Origin of the sequence: Luteimonas aestuarii, from assembly GCF_004357985.1 — a bacterium.
Classification (GTDB): Bacteria; Pseudomonadota; Gammaproteobacteria; order Xanthomonadales; family Xanthomonadaceae; genus Luteimonas; species Luteimonas aestuarii.
Genome location: NZ_SMTF01000014.1, coordinates 71,029 through 91,272 on the forward strand (window position 1 = coordinate 71,029; position 20,244 = coordinate 91,272).

The window sequence follows — 20,244 nt, forward strand, 5'->3', positions numbered from 1 at the left end:
GGCGCAGGGTTCCTTGCGGATCGGGCGATCGGGACAGGCACCCGGCAGGGCAGCCGGGTGGAACGCCGAGACTAGCATGGGCCGGCTGCAGTTCCGCTGTGACGCGCCTCACCGAATCCGCGATCCGGCAAGGACTTGCGCGACACTCTGCGTGTAGTGCGTCAGTGCGCCGCGCCCGCGCGGGTCACATCCGGAAGACCCCGAAGCGGGCCGGCTCGATCGGCGCATTGAGCGAGGCGGAGATGCCCAGGCCCAGTACGCGGCGGGTGTCGGCTGGATCGATGATCCCGTCGTCCCACAGCCGCGCGGTGGCGTACCAGGGGCTGCCCTGGTGCTCGTACTGGGCGCGGATCGGCGACTTGAACACTTCCTCGTCGTGGCTGGTCCACTGGCCGCCGCGCGCTTCCAGGCCATCTCGGCGCACGGTGGCCAGCACGCTGGCGGCCTGCTCGCCGCCCATCACGCTGATCCGCGCGTTGGGCCACATCCACAGGAAGCGCGCGCCATAGGCCCGGCCACACATGGCGTAGTTGCCCGCGCCGAAGCTGCCGCCGATCACCACGGTGAACTTGGGCACGCTGGAACAGGCGACGGCCGTGACCATCTTCGCGCCATCCTTGGCGATGCCCGCGTTCTCGTACTTGCGGCCGACCATGAAGCCGGTGATGTTCTGCAGGAACACCAGCGGGATGCCGCGCTGGTTGCACAGTTCGATGAAGTGCGCGCCCTTGAGCGCGCTCTCGCCGAACAGGATGCCGTTGTTGGCGACGATGCCCACCGGGTAGCCATGCAGGTGCGCGAAACCGGTGACCAGCGTCTTGCCGTAGCGCGCCTTGAATTCGTCCAGCTCGCTGCCGTCGGTGATGCGCGCGATGACTTCGCGGATATCGAACGGGCGCCGCGTGTCCTTCGGCACGATGCCGTACAGCTCGTCGGCGGCGTACAGCGGCTCGCGCGCCTCGCGCACCGCGACCGGCAGCACCTTGCGACGATTGAGGTTGCCGACGATGCCGCGCGCGATTTCCAGCGCATGGCGGTCGTCCTCGGCGAAATGGTCGGCCACGCCCGAGACGGACGTATGCACGTCGGCGCCACCCAATGCTTCGGCATCCACCACTTCGCCGGTCGCCGCTTTCACCAGCGGCGGCCCGCCGAGGAAGATCGTGCCCTGTTCCTTGACGATCACCGACTCGTCGCACATCGCCGGTACGTAGGCACCACCTGCTGTGCAACTGCCCATCACCACGGCGATCTGCGGGATGTTCTCCGCGCTCAGCCGCGCCTGGTTGTAGAAGATGCGGCCGAAATGCTCCTTGTCGGGGAACACCTCGTCCTGCAGTGGCAGGAAGGCGCCGCCGGAATCGACCAGGTAGATGCACGGCAGCCGGTTCTCGCGCGCCACTTCCTGCGCACGCAGGTGCTTCTTCACCGTCATCGGGAAATAGGTGCCGCCCTTGACCGTGGCGTCGTTGGCAACGACCACCACTTCGTTGCCCATCACGCGGCCGATGCCGCAGACCATGCCGGCGGCCGGCGCGGCGCCTTCGTACATGTCTTCCGCGGCCAGGGGGGCGAGCTCGAGGAAGGGCGAGCCCGGGTCGAGCAGGGCGGCAATGCGGTCGCGCGCCAGCAGCTTGCCGCGCTCGGTGTGCTTGTCGCGTGCCTTTTCGCCGCCGCCGTCGGCGGCGCGTGCGAGGCGACGGTCCAGTTCCTCCACCAGCGCGCGGTGGTAGGCGGCGTTGTCGATGAAGTCCTGCGAGCGTGGATCGAGCTGCGAAACGATGGCCGTCATGCGTGGCAAACCGGTGGAAGCGACGGCACAGGATACCGCTGCCGCGAAGCGTTCCGTCCGTGGGCAGTGGCCCGCAAAAGGGAAAGCCCGCCGAAGCGGGCTTTCGATGGTGCATTGCGCCCGGCGCGGATCAGTTGCGCGCGGCTTCCTCCGCTTCAGCGGCGGCGTCCTTGACGGCACCGGCGGCATCGGCCGCGGCTTCGCGGCTGGCCGCACCGACTTCGGCGGCAGTGGCGGCGGCGGAATCGGCAGCGCTGTCGAGGGCGGCTTCGGTCTCGGCGGCGGCATTGGCGGACGCGGCGGCAGCGCGGTCGGCGGCCTCGCGGGTCGCGGCCGCAGCTTCGTCGGCGGCACGTTCGGCGGCCGCCGCCGCTTCAGCGGTGTCCTGCCTGGCGCCTTCGGCGGTGTTTTCGCAGGCGGTCAGTGCGAACAGGCTGGTGGCGGCGGCAAGGACGAGGATCTTGGCATTCATGGCGATTTTCCTAGGGTGGGATGTGGCGCCGGTGGTCGCGGAATGCGCCGCCGGTGGCGGATCATGCAAAAAAGAAAGCCGCCGGTAAACCGGCGGCTTTCGGTCCCGTCGAGGCGGGATTACTGCTGCACTTCTTCCGCGGCGTCGGCAGCCGACTCGGCGGCGTCGGCGGCAGTCGAAGCAGCTTCCGAAGCGGCGTCGGCGGCAGCGTCCGTGGTGGCGGCAGCGGCGTCGGCGGCAGCGTCGGCGGCAGCGTCGGCAGCGGCAGCGGCGTCGGCAGCGGCAGCGTCGGCGGTCGAAGCGGTCATTTCACCGGCTTCGGCGGCAGCGGCAGCGGCGTCAGCGGCGGCGTCGGCAGCATCAGCAGCCGCGTTCTCGGCCTGCTGCTGGTTGCTGCAGGCGGCCAGAGCAAAGCCCAGGGCCAGGGCGAGCAGAGCCTTGTTGATCGTCATTTTGAATCTTCCTCGTCTGTAGGTTTGGCAACGCGCTTTTGCGCGCCGGGCACATGATGACAAGCCCATGACTAGTGTCAAGCGGGTTGGGGTGTATTTTTTGTAAAAGGCAAGTTAAGCGATTTCACGCGATTTCAACGGCTATTGCGGTGGCCTCGCCGCCGCCGATGCACAGGCTGGCCACCCCCCGGGTGCCGCCGCGCGCCTTCAGCGCATGCAGCAGCGTGACCACCAGGCGCGCGCCGCTGGCACCGATCGGGTGGCCCAGCGCAAGTGCGCCGCCGTTGACGTTGAGCTTGTCGTGCGGGATGCCCAAGTCCTTCATCGGCGCCATGGCAACGTTGGCGAAGGCTTCGTTGACTTCGAACAGGTCGACGTCGGCCACCGACCAGCCGGCCTTCTTGAGCACGTTGTCGATCGCATTGACCGGCGCGGTGGTGAACCATTCCGGCGCCTGCGCATGGGTGGCGTGGGCCACGATGCGCGCCATCGGTGCCAAGCCGCGTCTCGCGGCCTCATCGGCGGACATCAGCACCGCGGCGGCGGCGCCGTCCGAGATCTTCGACGAACTGGCGGCAGTCAGGCGGCCTTCCTTCCCGAACGCGGCGCGCAGCGTGGGGATCTTGTCCAGCGGGATCCTCGCCGGCTCTTCGTCGGTATCGACCACGACTTCGCCCTTGCGACCCTTCACGGCCACCGGGACGATCTCGTCCTTGAACGCGCCGCTCGCCTGCGCGGCCTGCGCGCGCTTCGCGCTTTCGGTGGAGAACGCGTCGAGGTCTTCGCGGCTGAAACCGTATTTCTCGCAGGCGGCATCGCCGAACACACCCATCGCCTTGCCATCGTAGGGATTGGTCAGGCCGTCCCATGCCATGTGGTCGAGGAAGTCGGTGCTGCCGTAGCGGATACCGGTGCGCGAGCCGTTGAGCACGTGCGGTGCATTGGTCATCGACTCCATGCCACCGGCGACGACGACCGTGGCCGAACCGGCCTTGATCAGGTCGTGCGCGAACATGATCGCCTTCATGCCCGAGCCGCAGACCTTGTTGATGGTGGTGGCGCCAGCGGCATCGGGAATGCCCGCGGCGCGCATCGCCTGTCGCGCAGGCGCCTGGCCCAGGCCGGCCGGCAGCACGCAACCCATGATGACTTCGTCGACCTGGTCGGCGGCCACGCCGGCCTGCTCGAGGGTGCCCTGGATGGCGGCCGCGCCCAGCGTCGGGGTGGGCACGCCGGTGAACTGGCCCAGCATCGAGCCGATGGCCGTGCGCTTTGCGCCGACGATGACGATGTCGCTCATGGAGAAACTCCGGTACGGTTGGGTGGGAGAGCCCTCGATTATCGCGCTCGTGCTGCGGAGCGGCAAACGCGGGTCAGGGTCGTTCAGGTCGGCGGTTGGCAGTGGTGCCGTTCGGCCGGTATAGATGGGCACCAGGCAGGCGCGGTGGCGCGGAAGACACGCTACCGCGGACGGATAGAGTTCAGGGAGCGCACCATGCGGACACCAAGGTCCAGAAGTCTCTTTGCGACGGCTCGTCGCACGTTGCCGGCGGTGGCGTTGCTGGCTGTGCTGGCAGCCTGCGGTGGAGGTGGGGGAGGCACGACGCGCGTCGATCCGCCGCCGGCCGGGCCTCCGCCGACTCCTCCGCCGACCCCGCCGGTGGTCGAGGCCCCCAATCCCGCGTTTTCCAACCACCTGGCCTGGACCGGTGCGGACCAAGCCCACGCCGCCGGACTCACCGGTGCGGGCGTGCGCATCGGTTTCCTCGACAGCGGCGTCAACCGCAACCATCCCGCGCTGGCCGGACGGGTGGTCGCCAACCTCAACTACATCAACCCGAATACCAACAACCTCACCGTCGATGACGTGTCCGGACACGGCACGGCGGTCGCGCAGATCGCGGCGGGCCGGCCATTCGGCCAGTGGCCGGGGGGCATTGCCCCGGGTGCCGAGATCGTCTCGGCGCGGATCATCAGCGACCGGCCGCCCTCCGACGACGGCAGCGGCCAGGGCAACCAGCTCAACGGCCCGCTGGGCGTCGCCTCCATCCACCAGGACCTGATGAACCGCAACGTGCGGATCATGAACAACTCCTGGGGCGGACTGTACTGGACCAACGCCAACGTCACGGCGCAAGTCGCCGCCGAGTACCGCCCCTTCATCGTCAACCACGGCGGACTGGTGGTGTTCTCGGCGGGCAATTCCGGCTTCGCCAATCCTTCCGATACCGCGGCGCTGCCCAGCCAGCCGGGTCCCAACGGCACCACGCCAGCGGCAGACCTTGAACGTGGCTGGCTGGCGGTCGCCGCGCTGGACGGCACGGATTCACGGCAACTGGCCAGCTATTCGAATGCCTGCGGCGTGGCGATGCACTACTGCCTGGCGGCGCCGGGCACGGTGATCACCACAGGCACCAACAATGCGCCCAATGCGCCGGAGTATTTCCAGTGGCGTGGCACGTCGTTCTCGGCCCCCATCGTTTCCGGTGCGGCGGCATTGGTGTGGGAGGCGTTCCCGTACTTCACCAACGACAACGTGCGGCAGACGCTGCTGGGTACTGCCACGGATATCGGTGCGCCGGGTGTCGACCCGGTATTCGGGCATGGCGCGTTGAACATCGCAGCGGCGGTCCGCGGCCCGTCGCGCCTGGAGTGGGGCGACTTCGTCGCGAACTTCAATGGCATCACCTCGACCTGGGGCAACGTGTTGCGCGGTGACGGCACCCTGGTCAAGCGTGGCACGGGAACGCTGGTGCTTGACGCCATGACGCAGAACACCGGCGGTATCCGGGTCGAGGGCGGGACGGTCGAAGCCAACAACATCGTGCAGGGCAACGCCACCATCGCGGCGGCTGGCACGCTGCGCACGGGCCAGGCACTGGTCGGCAACGTGGACAACGCCGGGCGGCTGGACGTGCGTGCCCTCAACAGCAACCCGGCAGCGCCACAGGCCACCTTCACCTACGGCAATTACCACCAGCGCAGTGGCGGCACCCTGTCGATGCTGGTCGGCCACTACCTGGCGGCGACGGGCACCGTCACTCTCGACGGCGGCACGCTGCATATCAACGGCGTCAAGCCCGGCTACGTGTCGCAGGCCCGGGAAACCGTATTGCGCGGGCAGGGCGGGCTGACCGGGCAGTTCTCGCAACTGACCTGGGCGAACAACCTGTTCCTGCAGGCCACGTTGGGATACGACGCCACCGACGCGTGGCTGGACATCACCCGGCTCGACGTTGCCGCGGCAGCCAAGGCCATGGCGGCGGCAACGCCGGCCAGCATCTCGTCGGCGCAGCGCGTGGAGGAAGTTTTCCGTTCCATCGATGCAGGTCGTGCCGGCGCCGACGGCATGCGGCACCTCGCCGGCGAGTTCCAGTCCATCGGCGACGAACGCCAGGCCATCGCCGCGCTCGACAGCCTGTCGGGCGAGTCGCATGCGCTGGCCACCACGCTGACCTTCGACGCCATCGACATGGGGCGTCGCGCGCTGTCGTCGCGCTTCGATGCCTTCGATGCGCGTGCCGACGGTGCGCAGGTGTGGAAGCGCGCGCTGGGCCGCGGTGGCGATACCGGGATCGGCGGCGGCGACTTCGCGCTCGATGGCTGGCTGGTGGGTCGCGACCAGAAACTTGGCGCCAATGCGGTGGCCGGGTTTGCCTTCGGCGAAACCCGCGCCGACGACCGCGTGGGCGGCAACCGCGACCGCAGCCGCGATCGCCAGGCGCATGGCCAGTTCTACGGCGGCCGGCTGTTCGATGGCGGCTATGCGATGGCGCAGTTCGGCTTCGGCCGCTTCGACCGCAGCATCGAGCGCAGCCTGTTCGATGGCGATGGGCGCCGGGGTGTGTCGAGTCGCTATTCCGGGGATTACGTGACGCTCGGCCTCGAAGGCGGCCGCCAGCACCGCTTCGGCGATGCGTTGCTGACCGGCTATGTCGGCAGCGACTACACCCAGCTGGACAGCGATGGTTTCCGCGAACTCGGCGACAGCGGATTCGCGCTGCACGCCGGCGCGGCGCGGATGTCGCGCCTGCAGGCGATCGCGGGCGTCCGCGCCGAACGCGACTGGCGTGGTGCCACCTGGCGCGCCTACGGCGAGTGGCAGCAGGTACTCGATGCCAGCGGCTTCGACGTGCCGGCCAGCTTCGTCGGCATCGACAGCTGGTCGCCGCTGCCGCTGGCCGATGCCGCGCGTTCCGGCGGCCTGTTCGGCGTGGGCTTCGGGACGCGCGTGTCACGCAATGCCGCGTTGTCGTTCGGTTTCGACCAGCGCTTCGGGCCGCGTGGTGACGAACGAATGGCGTCGTTCCGGTACGCGTACGGATTTTGAGGCGCGCGAACCCAGTCGCGCCGCTATCCGGCGGCAATTCGAACCTCGTCCTCCCGGCGAACGCCGGGATGACGGTCCAGGCGACAGGGATGCCGCAATCACAACGGAGTTCCCCGGGGATTTTGCGCCACGCTGGCGGCACGGGCGGAGGGCCGGCTCTCCCCTTCGCTGCCGGTCTCAGTGATTGCCGTTGAACAACTCGCGGCCGATCAGCATGCGGCGGATTTCATTCGTACCGGCACCGATGGCATAGAGCTTGGCGTCGCGCAGGATGCGGCCAGTGTCGAACTCGTTGATGTAGCCGTTGCCGCCAAGCGCCTGGATCGCTTCCAGCGCCACCTGCACCGCCGCTTCGGACGCATGCAGCAGGCAGCTGGCGGCATCGATGCGCGACTTGTGGCCGGCGTCGTAGTCGCGTGCCACCTGGTAGGCGAAGGCGCGTGACGACTGCAGCGCGGTGTACATGTCGGCGATCTTGGCCTGCATGATGCCGAAGCTGCCGATGGCCTGGCCGAACTGGCGGCGTTCGCGCACGTAGGGCAGGGCGATGTCCAGCGCGGCCTGCATCAGGCCGATGGGGCCGCCGCTCAACACCAGGCGCTCGGTGTTCAGGCCGCTCATCAGCACCTTCACCCCGTTGTTCACTTCGCCCAGCACGTTGGCATTGGGAATCTCGCAGTCCTTGAACACCAGTTCGCAGGTGTTGCTGCCGCGCATGCCCAGCTTGTCCAGCTTCTGCGCGGTGGAAAAGCCCTTCATGCCCTTCTCGACGATGAAGGCGGTCATGCACTTGCTGCCCAGCTCGCGGCTGGCGGTGCGCATGTAGACCACCAGCACGTCGGCCTCGGGGCCGTTGGTGATCCACATCTTGTTGCCGTTGGCGATCCAGGCGTCGCCCTTGAGTTCGGCGCGGCAGCCCATCGAACCGACCACGTCGGACCCGGCGCCCGGCTCGCTCATCGCCAGCGCGCCCTTCCATTCGCCGCTGCACAGCCTGGGCAGGTACTGCTCGCGCTGCGCCTGGTTGCCGTTGGCGTAGAGGTTGGACACGCACAGGTTGGAATGCGCGCCGTAGGACAGGCCGACAGAACCGGACGCGCGGGAGATTTCCTCCATCGCCACCAGGTGCGCCAGGTAGCCCATCTCGCTGCCGCCGAACTCGCCGGGCACGGTCATGCCCAGCAGGCCCAGCTCGCCCAGCTTGGGCCACAGCTCCTGCGGGAACGTGTTGTCCTCGTCGATCTTCGCCGCGCGCGGTGCGATCTCGGCTTCCGCGAAGCGGCGCACGGCGTCGCGCAGTGCGTCGAGCTCTTCACCCAGCGGGAAACTACGCATATCGGTCAGCCTATATTGGGATCAGGTTCCAGAGCCCCCCTTTGGTAAAGGGGGGGCGCCGCGACAGCGGCAGGGGTTTTGCAAAAGCAACCAGCGGGGCCCTGGGTTTGCACAGCAAACTTCGGGATTGATCCGGGTTACGCCCGGATCAATGCCCGCGCACGCGCCCCTGGAAGCGCGGCGTGCCGCGGCCCATCGGCAGCTTCAGCTTGCCGATCACCTCGATGCGCTCCTCGGCCAGGCGGTCGGCCGCCTTGTAGGTCGGGATGCCGTCGCGGTCGGCGATCTCGAAGATGCGCGTCAGGTTGTGGTAGATCGTGCGCATCATCCGCATCGCGCGCTCGCGGTTGTAGCCGTCGATTTCCAGCGACACGTTCATCACGCCGCCCGCGTTCACCGCGTAGTCCGGCGCATAGACGATGCCGCGCTTGGTGAGTTCGTCGCCGATGGCGTTGTTGGCCAGCTGGTTGTTGGCCGCGCCGCAGATCACCTTCGCCTTCAGGCGGGGCAGGGTGTCCTCGTTGACGGTGCCACCCAGCGCGCAGGGCGAGTACACGTCGGCGTTGACGTCGTAGATCTCGTCCAGGCCCACGGCCTCGGCGCCGAACTCGTCCACCGCGCGGTCCACCAGCGCCTGGTTGATGTCGGTGACGAAGATCTTCGCGCCGCGTTCCTTCAGCAGCTTCACGAACTCCATGCCCACGTGGCCCAGTCCCTGCACGGCATAGCTGTAGTTGCCCACTTCCTCGTTGCCGTACTTCTTGTTCAGCGTGGCCAGCAGGCCCTGCATCGTGCCGTAGGCGGTGAACGGCGACGGGTCGCCCGAGCCGCCATGCACCTGGTGCACGCCGGTCACGTATTCGGTCTCGCGGTACACGAATTCCATGTCGTTGACGTCGATGCCCACGTCCTCGGCGGTGATGTAGCGGCCGCCCAGCGATTCGACGAACTGGCCGAACGCGCGGAACAGGCCTTCGGACTTGTCCTTGGCCGGATCGCCGATGATCACCGCCTTGCCGCCGCCGATGTTCAGGCCGGCCACCGCGTTCTTGTAGGTCATGCCGCGCGACAGGCGCAGCACGTCGTTCAGCGCGTCCTGCTCGGTCTTGTACGGCCACATGCGCGTGCCGCCCAGCGCGGGGCCCAGCACGGTGTTGTGGATGGCGATGATCGCCTTCAGGCCCACGTCCTTGTTGTGGCAGAACACGACCTGCTCGTGGCCGTAGGTGTCGAGGTGTTCGAAGATCATGGTGGGCTCCGTCCCGGCATCGTCACGCGGACGGGCCTGGGGGATCAGGTAAAGATGAATGGGCCGCGATTCGGCCCGCGATGCCGATGACGCCTTGCCTCCCGCGCCATCCGCCCGGGATTTTACTTGGTTGCATCTGAAATTGCCTGAGGCCCACGGGTCGGCGGGCGGGTCGTGGCGACCCGGCCTACAGCTGCGATTCGATCGGCAGCCAGCCCACCACGCGCGCCACGGCACGCTGCCAGCGGCTGGATTCGGGTTCGTTGTCCAGCACCACCGGCGGATCGCTGGCGCGGTCCAGCCAGCGCAGCTTGCCGCGCGGGTCCAGGTACACCCAGTAGCTCTGGTCGGGGCCGGACAGGCGCAGGTACTCGTCGCGCAGCGCGGTGGCCAGCGCCGGGTCGTCGAACAGCACGCCCATCTCGGTGTTGAGGTCGATCGAACGCGGATCGATGTTGAACGAGCCGATGAATCCGTAACGGTCGTCCACCACGAAGGCCTTGGTGTGCAGGCTGGCGCCGCTGCTGCCGAACAGGCTGGTATCGCCGTCGGTGGCTTCCGGGCGCATCTCGTACAGCACCACGCCGGTTTGCAGCAATTGCTTGCGGTAGTTCGCGTAGCCACCGTGCACCGCGATCACGTCGTTGGCCGCCAGCGAGTTGGTGATGATGCCCACGTGCGCGCCGCGGTCGCGCACCAGCGCCGCGAATCCGGTCACGCCTTCGTTGCCGGGCACGAAGTACGGCGAGATCAGCAGTGCCTTGCGCTCGGTCAGCCGCAGCACGTCGGCCAGTTGCGCCACCAGGCCGTCCACCCGCGTTTCCGCCTTCCACTTCAATGGCGGGTCGGAGAGTACGCGAAGGTTCCCGATCCAGAACGGCGTCAGCTCCTGGGTGAAGTACGCGCGCACGCTGGGCGACAGGTCCACCTTGTCCAGGAAGCGCCGCGCCGTCTCGCCGCGCGCTTCCTCCTTGATCTCCTCCAGCACCGTATTGATCTGCCGCCGCGACTTGCGGTTGAGCTGGGCGATGGGCACCACCGCATCGCTGTTCCAGAAGGTGTCGAAGATCTCGCTGGCCTGCTCCACGGCCGGGCCGAACAGCAGCAGGTCCAGGTCGCGGAAGTTGGTTTCGTCGTGCGCGTCGAAATACTCGGTGCCCACGTTGCGTCCGCCCACCACGGCCACGCGCCCGTCGGCGATCCACGCCTTGTTGTGCATGCGGTAGGTGATGCTGAACATGCGTTGCACCATCTCCAGCACCCGCATCGGGCCGGAGCGGTTGCGGAACGGGTTGTAGACGCGGATCTCGATGTTGTCGTGCGAGTCCAGCGCCAGCAGCGCGCCGTCCTTGCCGGAGGTGCTGATGTCGTCCAGCAGCAGGCGCACGCGAACGCCGCGCTCGGCCGCCTTCCACGCCTCGTACATCAGCAGGTGGCCGGTCAGGTCGTCCTGCCAGATGTAGTACTGCATGTCCAGGCTGCGCCCGGCCTGCCGCGCCGACAGCGCCCGCGCCGCGAACGCATCCACGCCGCTGGTCAGCATGATGGCCCCGGTCTTGCCCGGCCTGCGCGCCACCATGGGCTCCAGTTCGCGGTCCAGCGCGGTCTGGTCGGCCTGCACCGGCAGCGCGTGGCTGGGCGTGCCCGTGGCAGGCGGCATCAGGTAATCCGCGAGCAGGATGCCGCTGCCGACCAGCAGCACCAGCCCGATCATCCCCCACAGCAGGATGCGTTTGATGCGTTTTTTCATCGGGCTGGCGGGCACGGGGCAGTGGACATGCGCCGCAGTATCGATGCCACCCCCGTCACGGACAAGTCACGGCAGGCCGCTGCCAACGGGCCCGCCAGGGCCGCGCGCTACAATCGGTTCCATCTGAAATCGTCCCCGGAACGCGCCGTGAGCACGCCTGCCAGCCAGTTGCCCGACCACACCCCCGACGCCACGCCGCTGCGTTTCGTCACCGCCGCCAGCCTGTTCGACGGCCACGACGCCGCGATCAACATCATGCGCCGGCTGATCCAGTCGCAGGGCGCCGAGGTGATCCACCTGGGCCACAACCGCAGCGTCGAGGACGTGGTGCGCGCCGCGCTGCAGGAAGACGCCGACGCCATCGCGCTGTCCAGCTACCAGGGCGGCCACGTCGAATACTTCAAGTACATGGTGGACATGCTGCGCGAACGCGGCGCGGCGCACATCAAGGTGTTCGGCGGCGGTGGCGGCACCATCACCCCCGAGGAAATCCGCGAACTCGAGGCCTACGGCGTCGAGCGCATCTACCACCCCAACGACGGCATGAAGATGGGCCTCGTCGAGATGATCGAGGACGTGGTGAAGCGGGCGGGGGAGAAAAGGGGTCAGAGTCATTTTTCGGGGAAGGATGTTGGCCAGAGTCGGGGGCACGCCCCGAAAAATGACTCTGACCCCTTTTCTCCTTCTCCTTCCCTTGATGACGAAATCGCCATTGGCCGCGTGATGTCCGCCCTCGAAGACGGCACCCTGTCCGACGCCGAGCTGTCCAGGCTGCGCAAGGAATGGCAACTGGCCGGCGGCAAGACGCCCGTCATCGGCATCACCGGCACCGGTGGCGCCGGCAAGTCGTCGGTCACCGACGAACTGCTCAACCGCTTCCTCGCCAGCTTCCCGCAGATGCGCATCGCGGTGGTCAGCGTCGATCCCACCCGCCGCCGCACCGGCGGCGCGCTGCTGGGCGATCGCATCCGCATGAACTCGCTGCGCAGCCATCGCGTGTACATGCGCTCGATGGCCACGCGCCGGCAGAACGTCGCCACCAACGCCGTGCTGAAGGACTGCATCGCCTTCCTGAAGGGCCTGGGCTACGACCTGGTGATCGTGGAGACGGCCGGCATCGGCCAGAGCGATTCGGAGATCGTGGACCTGGTCGACTTCCCGATGTACGTGATGACCAGCGACTACGGCGCGGCCAGCCAGCTGGAGAAGATCGACATGATCGACTTCGCCGAACTCATCGTGCTGAACAAGTACGACAAGCGCGGCGCCGAGGACGCCCTGCGCGACGTGCGCAAGCAGTGGAAGCGCAACCGCGTGGCGTTCCAGACCGCCGACGAGGACGTGCCGGTCTACCCCACCATCGCCAGCCAGTTCAACGACCCCGGCGTGAGCTGGATGTTCGTCAACCTCAACCGACTGCTGCGCGAAAAGCTGTCGCTCCCGGCGGACAAGTGGACGCCCCACGTCGACACCGCGCTCAAGGAACCCCGCGCCACCGTGCTGATCCCCGGCGCCCGCGTGCGCTACCTGGCCGAGATCGCCGAGCAGGGCAGGGCCATCAACGCCGGCATCGAGAAACAGGCCGAAGCCGCCGACCGCGCGCAGTCCTTCTGGCAAGCCCTGCAGGAACTTGAAGACCCGAAGCTGCCGAAGCAACTGGCCTTGTATGACGACACCGATCTGCTCCTTCCCCCGCGCGCGGGGGAAGGCCGGGATGGGGGCGCTCCTGGTGATGCTGCATCGGCCGCCACCCACCCGAACCCCAACGCTCTGCCCCTTCCCCCGCCTGCGGGGGAAGGCCGGGATGGGGGCGCTCTTGCTCCCGACCGCTCCCTCCTCACCCTCCGCCAACGCTACAACGACGCCGTGCAGTCGCTCACCAGCGACAACCTGCGCAACCTGCGCGAATGGCCCGCGCGCCTGAAATCCATCACCGACGACGTCACCGAGTACAACGTCCGCGGCAAGGCCATCCGCGTCGAGAACTACCGCGACAGCCTCAGCCAGCAGAAGATCCCCAAGATCGCCGCGCCCACCTACAAGTCCTGGGGCGAGCTGCTCACCTTCCTGGGCAAGGAAAACCTGCCCGGCAGCTACCCCTACACCGGCGGCGTGTACCCCTACCGCCGCACCGGCGAAGACCCCATCCGCATGTTCGCCGGCGAGGGCACGCCCGAGCGCACCAACCGCCGCTTCCACTACCTCAGCGTCGGCCAGCCCGCCGCGCGCCTGTCCACCGCCTTCGACAGCGTCACCCTCTACGGCGAGGACCCGGCGCCGCGCCCGGACATCTACGGCAAGATCGGCAACTCCGGCGTCAACGTGCCCACGCTGGACGACATGAAGAAGCTGTACTCCGGCTTCGACCTGTGCGCGCCCACCACCAGCGTGTCGATGACCATCAACGGCCCGGCGCCGATCATCCTCGCGCTGTTCATGAACACCGCCATCGACCAGCAGGTGGAGAAATACCTCAAGGCCGACCCCGACCGCTGGGCCGAAGCGCAACAGAAGATCGATGCGTTCTTCGAAGGCCGCGAGCGCCCGCGCTACCACGGCGACCTGCCGCCGACCAACGACGGCCTGGGCCTGGCCTTCCTCGGCATGACCGGCGACCAGCTGGTGGACGCGGACACCTACGCCCGCATCAAGGCCGAGACCCTGCAGACCGTGCGCGGCACCGTGCAGGCCGACATCCTCAAGGAAGACCAGGCCCAGAACACCTGCATCTTCAGCACCGAGTTCGCGCTGCGGATGATGGGCGACATCCAGCAGTACTTCGTCGACCACAAGGTGCGCAACTTCTATTCGGTCAGCATCTCCGGCTACCACATCGCCGAAGCCGGGGCGAACCCGATCAGCCAGCTCGCCTTCACCCTCAGCAACGGCTTCACCATCGTCGAGTACTACCTGGCGCGCGGCATGTCGATCGACGACTTCGCGCCCAACCTGTCGTTCTTCTTCAGCAACGGCATGGACCCGGAGTACACCGTCATCGGCCGCGTCGCCCGCCGCATCTGGGCGCGCGCCATGCGCGAGCGCTACGGCGCCAACGAGCGCAGCCAGATGATGAAGTACCACATCCAGACCAGCGGTCGCAGCCTGCACGCGCAGGAAATCCAGTTCAACGACATCCGCACCACGCTGCAGGCGCTGTACGCGCTGTTCGACAACTGCAACAGCCTGCACACCAACGCCTACGACGAGGCCATCACCACGCCCACCGAGGAATCGGTGCGCCGCGCCGTGGCCATCCAGATGATCATCAACAAGGAGCTGGGGCTGAACTTCTGCGAGAACCCCTGGCAGGGCAGCTTCATCGTCGACAAGCTGACCGACATCGTGGAAGAGGCGGTGTACAAGGAGTTCGAAGCCATCAGCGAGCGCGGCGGCGTGCTGGGCGCCATGGACACCATGTACCAGCGGGGGAAGATCCAGGAAGAGAGCCTGTACTACGAGCACAAGAAGCACGATGGCAGTCTGCCGCTGGTGGGGGTGAATATGTTCCTGCCGAAGGAGCATGGCGGCGAGGTGGCGACGGAGATCGAGCTGATCCGGAGTACCGAGGAAGAGAAGGGGCAGCAGATCGCCAACGTGCAGGCGTGGCAGGCGGGCCGGAATTCACTGGCGCCGGAAGGGGAGACCGGGCATGGGCATGTGGTGGAAGACGCCACCGCCGACGGCGACGCGCACGACGGCCAAGGACTGGCGTATCTTCAGCGCACCGCGCGGGAACGGCGCAACGTGTTCGAGGCGCTGGTGGAGGCGGTCAAGACCCACTCATTGGGGCAGATCAGTCATGCCTTGTATGACGTGGGTGGGGAGTATCGGCGGAATATGTAATCGTCAAGAATGAACACTGACGGACGAACTTGAGAGCGGGGATGAAGTATGGCTGCAGGGGAGCTTGGCGCGGGACTCGTGATCGTTGGCGCGGTAGTCAAGGGCGCAACAAGTGCGCTTGTTTCGAAGTACTTTGATCAGATCGTTAGCCCGTTTCTTCGCGGAATATCTGGGCTAAGAAACCAGCAGGTCATTAAGAAAAATTTGTTTCGATACATTAAGAGTGTTGAGTATCGCACGCGCACTCTCCCGTCGATCGCTATTCCATCTGGCGTTTTTCAGCTCGAGAGCGTGTATGAACCACTGACGGTTCGAAGTGAGAGTGATGGCTCTCTCTACGAGGTCGACAGCTATCCGAGAGGTCTGTTTTCGCATAGTAGGTGCGTGGCGCTCACAGATGACGCAGGGATGGGCAAGTCGACACTTGCCAAGTTCATTGTGCGTTCTGCAATAAACGAGGGACGGAGCATCCCATTACTCGTCGAGTTGCGCCGACTGCGCGCTGGAGTGAGTATCGTTGATTCATTATGTTCCGAGCTTGCTGGCGGCGACTCATCTAGTTCGGCCGGTACGGAGCTCATCAATCTGTTTGCCAACGGAAATTTTGTATTCGTTTTTGATGGTTATGATGAGCTCGAAGATGAAATAAGAGGGAAGATCACGGACGAGATAAATGAATTGGCAGCTAGATTTGTTTTTTGCTATTTCTTGCTCACTTCAAGGAAGGAGTACGGCAGCGCATTGTTTCCAGAGTTTGCGCACTTTGAAATTTGTAAACTTTCAGAGGAGCAGGCTCATTCCCTTATTAGGCGCTACGATCAAGGCCGAGGCCTTGCAAAACCTCTTTTGAACAAGATTGAAGAAGCGGAGGTTCATGACTTTCTTGGGAATCCTTTGCTGGTTACGCTGCTTTACAAGGCATTTGACTATCGGCAGTCCATCCCTCCGAAGCGTTCCATATTCTTTCGACAGGTCTATGAAGCACTTTTTCAAGACCATGATCTAAGTAAGGGCGGTAGCTTCGAGCGCAAGAAGCAATGCGCTCTCGATGTCGATGATTTTCATAAAGTCTTGCGTTCATTAGGGTTCATTACATTCAAGTCTGGGCGGGTCTCTTACTCGCCAGAAGAGTTCAGCGAGCACCTGAAAGCAGCGGTAGAGAGGTCGTCAATTAGTAGTGATTGGCAGAAGATTAGGCAAGATCTAATTCAGGCGGTGCCGATTTTTGCGAAGGATGGTGTCGAGTATCGATGGTCGCATAAATCTTTTCAGGAGTACTTTGCAGCTCAATATCTGGCGATCGATCTCGCGAGTCGAAGGGAAGAGGCGCTGAGGAAAATATTTCAGAGCTCTGATGTTTTGAGGTTTAGGGAAGTCCTGAGGTTCATTGCTGAAGCGGATTTGGCTCTCGTGCGAGAGATTTGTATCGACCCGTTATTGCGATCTGCGTGCAGTGGCGGTGGCTCGGACGACGATATCGCGATCGAGTGTATTTTTGCTTCTGCAGATGTTTTCTATGTTGGCGGGTTTCGTGGAGCTGGTCGAGGAAACTTTGAGCGGGTTTCTGTGCAGAAGTATGTTCATGAGAGGCTGGGTTTTGACACGTCAAAGAACGTTACTCGAACGGTGACGAGTCGTGCTGATGGTGGCGCCATTCTTGTGGCATTGAAGGAGAATGGACTGCGGTTTATTCTTTTATCTTCTCTTGATCCAGAGAACTTTGGTGGATCTCGCCGAGCCGCCGAATCCAAGCTTTTCTTGTACTGGCGAGAGCGCTTTCAGGACGACGATGTGCATTTGAATGGCGTCGCGAGCAGCCTCACTGGCGATGAGGCAGTGACAGCACTGGCGTCTGCAACGAATCTTCCAGTCGTCACTCGGACCACAATCAACGCAGTTCGGAGCGCAGCTGAAGCCAGAAAAGCGGCAATGGCGACTTCAGTGCTTGATGATTTTTGAGATTAGAAAAAGGGGGTCAGGAGTCAGAAAAAATGGGTCAGGTACATTTTTCCAGTCGAGGTCTGCCGCGTGGGCGGATCTCCATGCTGCGGCCGATGAGAGCTTCGATCCTGACAGAGAAGGCATCAGGGACAATTGTCAGGGAAAGGGGTCAGGTTCAATTTCTGGTTGGATAAATGGTAGTTAGCTTCGTGAGGAGGAGATACGATGGCTGATACGGCAAAGGTCGAAGAGGAAATCGAGTATGTCGCGTACACCGACTTCATGGAAAGCACCCCACCTGGTCAGCTTCGCGACATAGCTGCAATGGCCAAATGGGGGTACGTGTATTCTGAGGGCAAGGCCGCTCACATTCTTCTTACACCCGAAATCCAGTTGCACTGTCCTGATGACTCATGCAACGGCATGCGATTCTTCCGCTGCACGTCTCGCACGGAGCAAATATTAGGTACCTCATATTCATTTCTCTATCTGACCTACCGCTGCTCAAACTGTCAGAAATTCGAGAAAACATTTGCACTTGCGGCTTCTGCCAAGGAAGACGGAAAGGCGGAGGGCCAGCTCTATAAGTTTGGCGAGCTACCGCCATTTGGTCCACCTACTCCCCCCAAGCTGATGAAGCTGATTGGGCCCGATAGAGAAGACTTCTTGAAGGGTCGCCGCTGTGAAAATCAGGGGCTTGGCGTTGGAGCGTTTATATATTATCGACGCGTTGTAGAGTCTCAAAAAAATCGAATTCTTGAGGAGATCGTCAAAGTCTCAGAGAAGCTTGGAGCACCTGCTGAAAAGCTCGCAACACTGAGATCGGCGATTGCGGAGACTCAGTTTACGAGAGCACTGGACATGGCAAAGGATGTGCTTCCTGAAAGCCTCTTGATCAATGGGCATAGTCCAATCAAGCTCCTGCACTCAGCGCTAAGCGATGGTGTTCACGCTCGCACAGATGGGGAGTGCATGGATCTCGCCAGTAGCATTCGGATTGTGTTGGGAGAGTTGTCTGATCGGCTCTCGCAAGCTCTGAAAGACGAGGCGGAGCTAGCTAAAGCGCTATCAACGTTGCTCAATCGGTCACAAGGCTAACAAGCAGAAAAAGGTGTCAGGACGGAAAGAAGGAAGGTAAAAGGTGTCAGGGACAATTACCCACTGCTGGTGAGGGATTTTCCTACGCTGACTCCAAGGGGAGCCTGATGTAGCCGCGAAGGCGATTCGGTGATGCTGGGCCATGGCCCGTCAACCGCGTTTCGACCTTGCAGGAGTGCCGCAGCATGTCGTACAGCGCGGGAACAACCGGTTGCCTTGCTTCCTGGACGACGATGACCGCCAACGGTATCTGCAATGCCTGCGGCAGGGCCTTGCCAGGTTCGACTGCCAACTTCATGCCTATGTGTTGATGAGCAACCACGTGCATCTGCTGTTGACGCCTGCCAGCGCTGGGGCGGTGTCGCGGCTGATGCATACGTTCGCGCGCAACTACACCGGGCTGTTCAACGGGCGCCATGGTCGTACGGGCACATTGTGGGAAGGGCGGTTCAAGGCCTGCCTTGTCGACTCGGACCCGTGCTTCCCGGCGTGCAGCCGCTACATCGAGCACAATCCGGTGCGCGCTTGGATGGTGGCCAGGCCTGCCGACTATCCCTGGTCGAGCCATGGGGGAACGGCGGATACCGGAAGGATCCCCTGCTGGTCCCGCACCCCGGGTACCTGGCGCTGGGATCGGATCCGTCCGAGCGCGCGGCGGCCTACCGCACTATCGTGGCGGAAGGTGTGGAGGATGTTCTGGTCGCGGAGATCCGGGCCCACTTGCAGCAGCAGAAGGCGTTGGGAACGGACAGGTTCCAGGCGTGGGTCACGCAGCGCATGGGCAAGTTCGCGGGACTGCGAGCCAGGGGCAGGCCGCCGGCCCGCGGCAATTGTCCCTGCCACCTTTTCTAGATTTTAAATTTACATGAAAAATAATTGTATCAAAATCGGGTATTCTCATAAACTAAATAATAAAAAAATCACAATCTTCAATAGTTGCGGGATAAGCAAAACCATTTATATAATCATAATCTAAACCTTCCTTAATTCTATCTAATTCCTCTTTTGTTATTTTTTTTGAAATCAATACGAGAAAAGAGCCGAATGCATCATAAACTACATTGGCATAATCTACGGGAGAGGTATCATTATTTATCATCTTTGATACTACTCTTAGTACTGCAAATTTCAAATTGCCTTGTATATTAAACTTAGGTTCTGGTCTAAATTTATTTATTTCTGTATTAAAAGAAGAATCAGTAAAAAATTTATGCTTTTCTGCATTAAATTTTATCAATGACAATGTTAAATCGTAATCATATTTATCATCGGTCATTACTTCCTTTTGTTGCAGTAAATTGTCATATATATATGACCAAACATATTCTCTAACTTTTGAGTTAATTTTTGGTGCATCTCCAATATCATCTTTTGAAATCATCGATTTTATTAGTACTGCGCTCATTATTTATATTCTAGTGATGTGCATTTTTTTCATTTTTAAATCTTTTTTCAAGTCATGCACTCCATTGAAATCATCTGCTAATGGACCAAGATGACCATGTGCTTTGTTTCCAGAAGGCACTTTCCCCGTTGCATCAACATGTGCTTGAATAGCATCTGTTCCAATTTTTCTCATATCACCAGTAGATGTCTGAGGATAACGAGTTGTTGCAACTTCAACGTCATCGTAATTGAGAAAAGGTGTTGAGAAAAGGTGTCAGGGACAATTGCCCACTGCTGGTGAGGGATTTTCCTACGCTGACTCCAAGGGGAGCCTGATGTAGCCGCGAAGGCGATTCGGTGATGCTGGGCCATGGCCCGTCAACCGCGTTTCGACCTTGCAGGAGTGCCGCAGCACGTTGTGCAGCGCGGGAACAACCGGTTGCCATGCTTCCTGGACGACGGCGACCGCCAGAGGTATGTAATGACCCAGCGGTTTCTGCACAGGTCAGGCCGCTAATGCATATGCCTCAGCGGGTGTCTTCATGCCCAGCGCCTGGTGTGGGCGCCGGTGGTTATAGAACTGGATCCAGTCGCCG

At 63.1% G+C, this 20,244-nt stretch carries 15 protein-coding genes; 5 read left to right on the forward strand and 10 right to left on the reverse strand.

The genetic code is table 11. From position 1 onward, the window contains the following. Positions 1-184: 184 nt before the first annotated feature. From E2F46_RS14140 to E2F46_RS14155, 4 genes are all read right to left on the reverse strand, one after another. On the reverse strand, positions 185-1,792 hold the full coding sequence (locus E2F46_RS14140; RefSeq protein WP_133323192.1) for a carboxyl transferase domain-containing protein: 1,608 nt from the start codon (positions 1,790-1,792) through the stop codon (positions 185-187). A 130-nt stretch (positions 1,793-1,922) separates the two neighbouring features. Further along, the gene (locus tag E2F46_RS17805; RefSeq protein ID WP_133323194.1) at positions 1,923-2,264 is read right to left on the reverse strand and encodes a hypothetical protein; all 342 of its coding nucleotides are present in this window, start codon (positions 2,262-2,264) and stop codon (positions 1,923-1,925) included. 119 nt (positions 2,265-2,383) lie between these two features. Further along, a complete protein-coding gene (locus E2F46_RS14150; RefSeq protein ID WP_133323196.1) occupies positions 2,384-2,716 on the reverse strand; it encodes a hypothetical protein in 333 nt (110 codons plus the stop codon). Positions 2,717-2,840: 124 nt separating this feature from the next. Beyond that, positions 2,841-4,016, reverse strand: a complete 1,176-nt coding sequence (locus tag E2F46_RS14155; protein ID WP_133323198.1) for a thiolase family protein — start codon at positions 4,014-4,016, stop codon at positions 2,841-2,843. A gap of 195 nt (positions 4,017-4,211) precedes the next feature. Here E2F46_RS14155 and E2F46_RS14160 point away from each other — a divergent pair, with 195 nt between their 5' ends. After that, the gene (locus E2F46_RS14160) at positions 4,212-7,046 is read left to right on the forward strand and encodes an autotransporter serine protease (protein WP_133323200.1); all 2,835 of its coding nucleotides are present in this window, start codon (positions 4,212-4,214) and stop codon (positions 7,044-7,046) included. A 177-nt stretch (positions 7,047-7,223) separates the two neighbouring features. Here E2F46_RS14160 and E2F46_RS14165 read toward each other — a convergent pair whose 3' ends face one another. The 3 genes from E2F46_RS14165 to E2F46_RS14175 all read right to left on the reverse strand — a co-directional run bounded on the left by E2F46_RS14165 (position 7,224) and on the right by E2F46_RS14175 (position 11,380). Beyond that, positions 7,224-8,381 (reverse strand): isovaleryl-CoA dehydrogenase, encoded by a 1,158-nt coding sequence (locus tag E2F46_RS14165; RefSeq protein ID WP_133323202.1) that lies wholly within the window; start codon positions 8,379-8,381, stop codon positions 7,224-7,226. Positions 8,382-8,529: 148 nt separating this feature from the next. Further along, positions 8,530-9,630 (reverse strand): Glu/Leu/Phe/Val dehydrogenase dimerization domain-containing protein, encoded by a 1,101-nt coding sequence (locus E2F46_RS14170; protein ID WP_133323204.1) that lies wholly within the window; start codon positions 9,628-9,630, stop codon positions 8,530-8,532. A gap of 187 nt (positions 9,631-9,817) precedes the next feature. After that, a complete protein-coding gene (locus tag E2F46_RS14175; RefSeq protein WP_133323207.1) occupies positions 9,818-11,380 on the reverse strand; it encodes a phospholipase D family protein in 1,563 nt (520 codons plus the stop codon). A gap of 147 nt (positions 11,381-11,527) precedes the next feature. On the opposite strand from E2F46_RS14175, the gene E2F46_RS14180 reads away from it, so the two are divergent. The 4 genes from E2F46_RS14180 (at position 11,528) to E2F46_RS14195 (ending at position 19,121) form a co-directional block, all read left to right on the forward strand. Further along, positions 11,528-15,223, forward strand: a complete 3,696-nt coding sequence (locus tag E2F46_RS14180; RefSeq protein ID WP_133323209.1) for a methylmalonyl-CoA mutase family protein — start codon at positions 11,528-11,530, stop codon at positions 15,221-15,223. Positions 15,224-15,271: 48 nt separating this feature from the next. Beyond that, positions 15,272-17,182: an NACHT domain-containing protein gene (locus tag E2F46_RS14185; RefSeq protein ID WP_133323211.1), complete on the forward strand. Its 1,911-nt coding sequence runs from the start codon at positions 15,272-15,274 to the stop codon at positions 17,180-17,182. 207 nt (positions 17,183-17,389) lie between these two features. Further along, a complete protein-coding gene (locus E2F46_RS14190; RefSeq protein ID WP_133323213.1) occupies positions 17,390-18,262 on the forward strand; it encodes a hypothetical protein in 873 nt (290 codons plus the stop codon). 142 nt (positions 18,263-18,404) lie between these two features. Further along, entirely contained in the window at positions 18,405-19,121 is a 717-nt protein-coding gene (locus E2F46_RS14195) for a transposase (protein ID WP_341777567.1), read from the forward strand. A 45-nt stretch (positions 19,122-19,166) separates the two neighbouring features. Here E2F46_RS14195 and E2F46_RS14200 read toward each other — a convergent pair whose 3' ends face one another. The 3 genes from E2F46_RS14200 to E2F46_RS14205 form a co-directional block, all read right to left on the reverse strand. Next, the gene (locus tag E2F46_RS14200; protein ID WP_133323215.1) at positions 19,167-19,667 is read right to left on the reverse strand and encodes a hypothetical protein; all 501 of its coding nucleotides are present in this window, start codon (positions 19,665-19,667) and stop codon (positions 19,167-19,169) included. A gap of 3 nt (positions 19,668-19,670) precedes the next feature. Beyond that, complete coding sequence (locus tag E2F46_RS17500; RefSeq protein ID WP_165967482.1) at positions 19,671-19,841, reverse strand: hypothetical protein; 171 nt, start codon at positions 19,839-19,841, stop codon at positions 19,671-19,673. Between the two features lie 312 nt (positions 19,842-20,153). Further along, positions 20,154-20,244, reverse strand: a 91-nt coding sequence (locus E2F46_RS14205; protein WP_165967401.1) for an integrase core domain-containing protein, incomplete at its 5' end; no start/stop codon positions are given.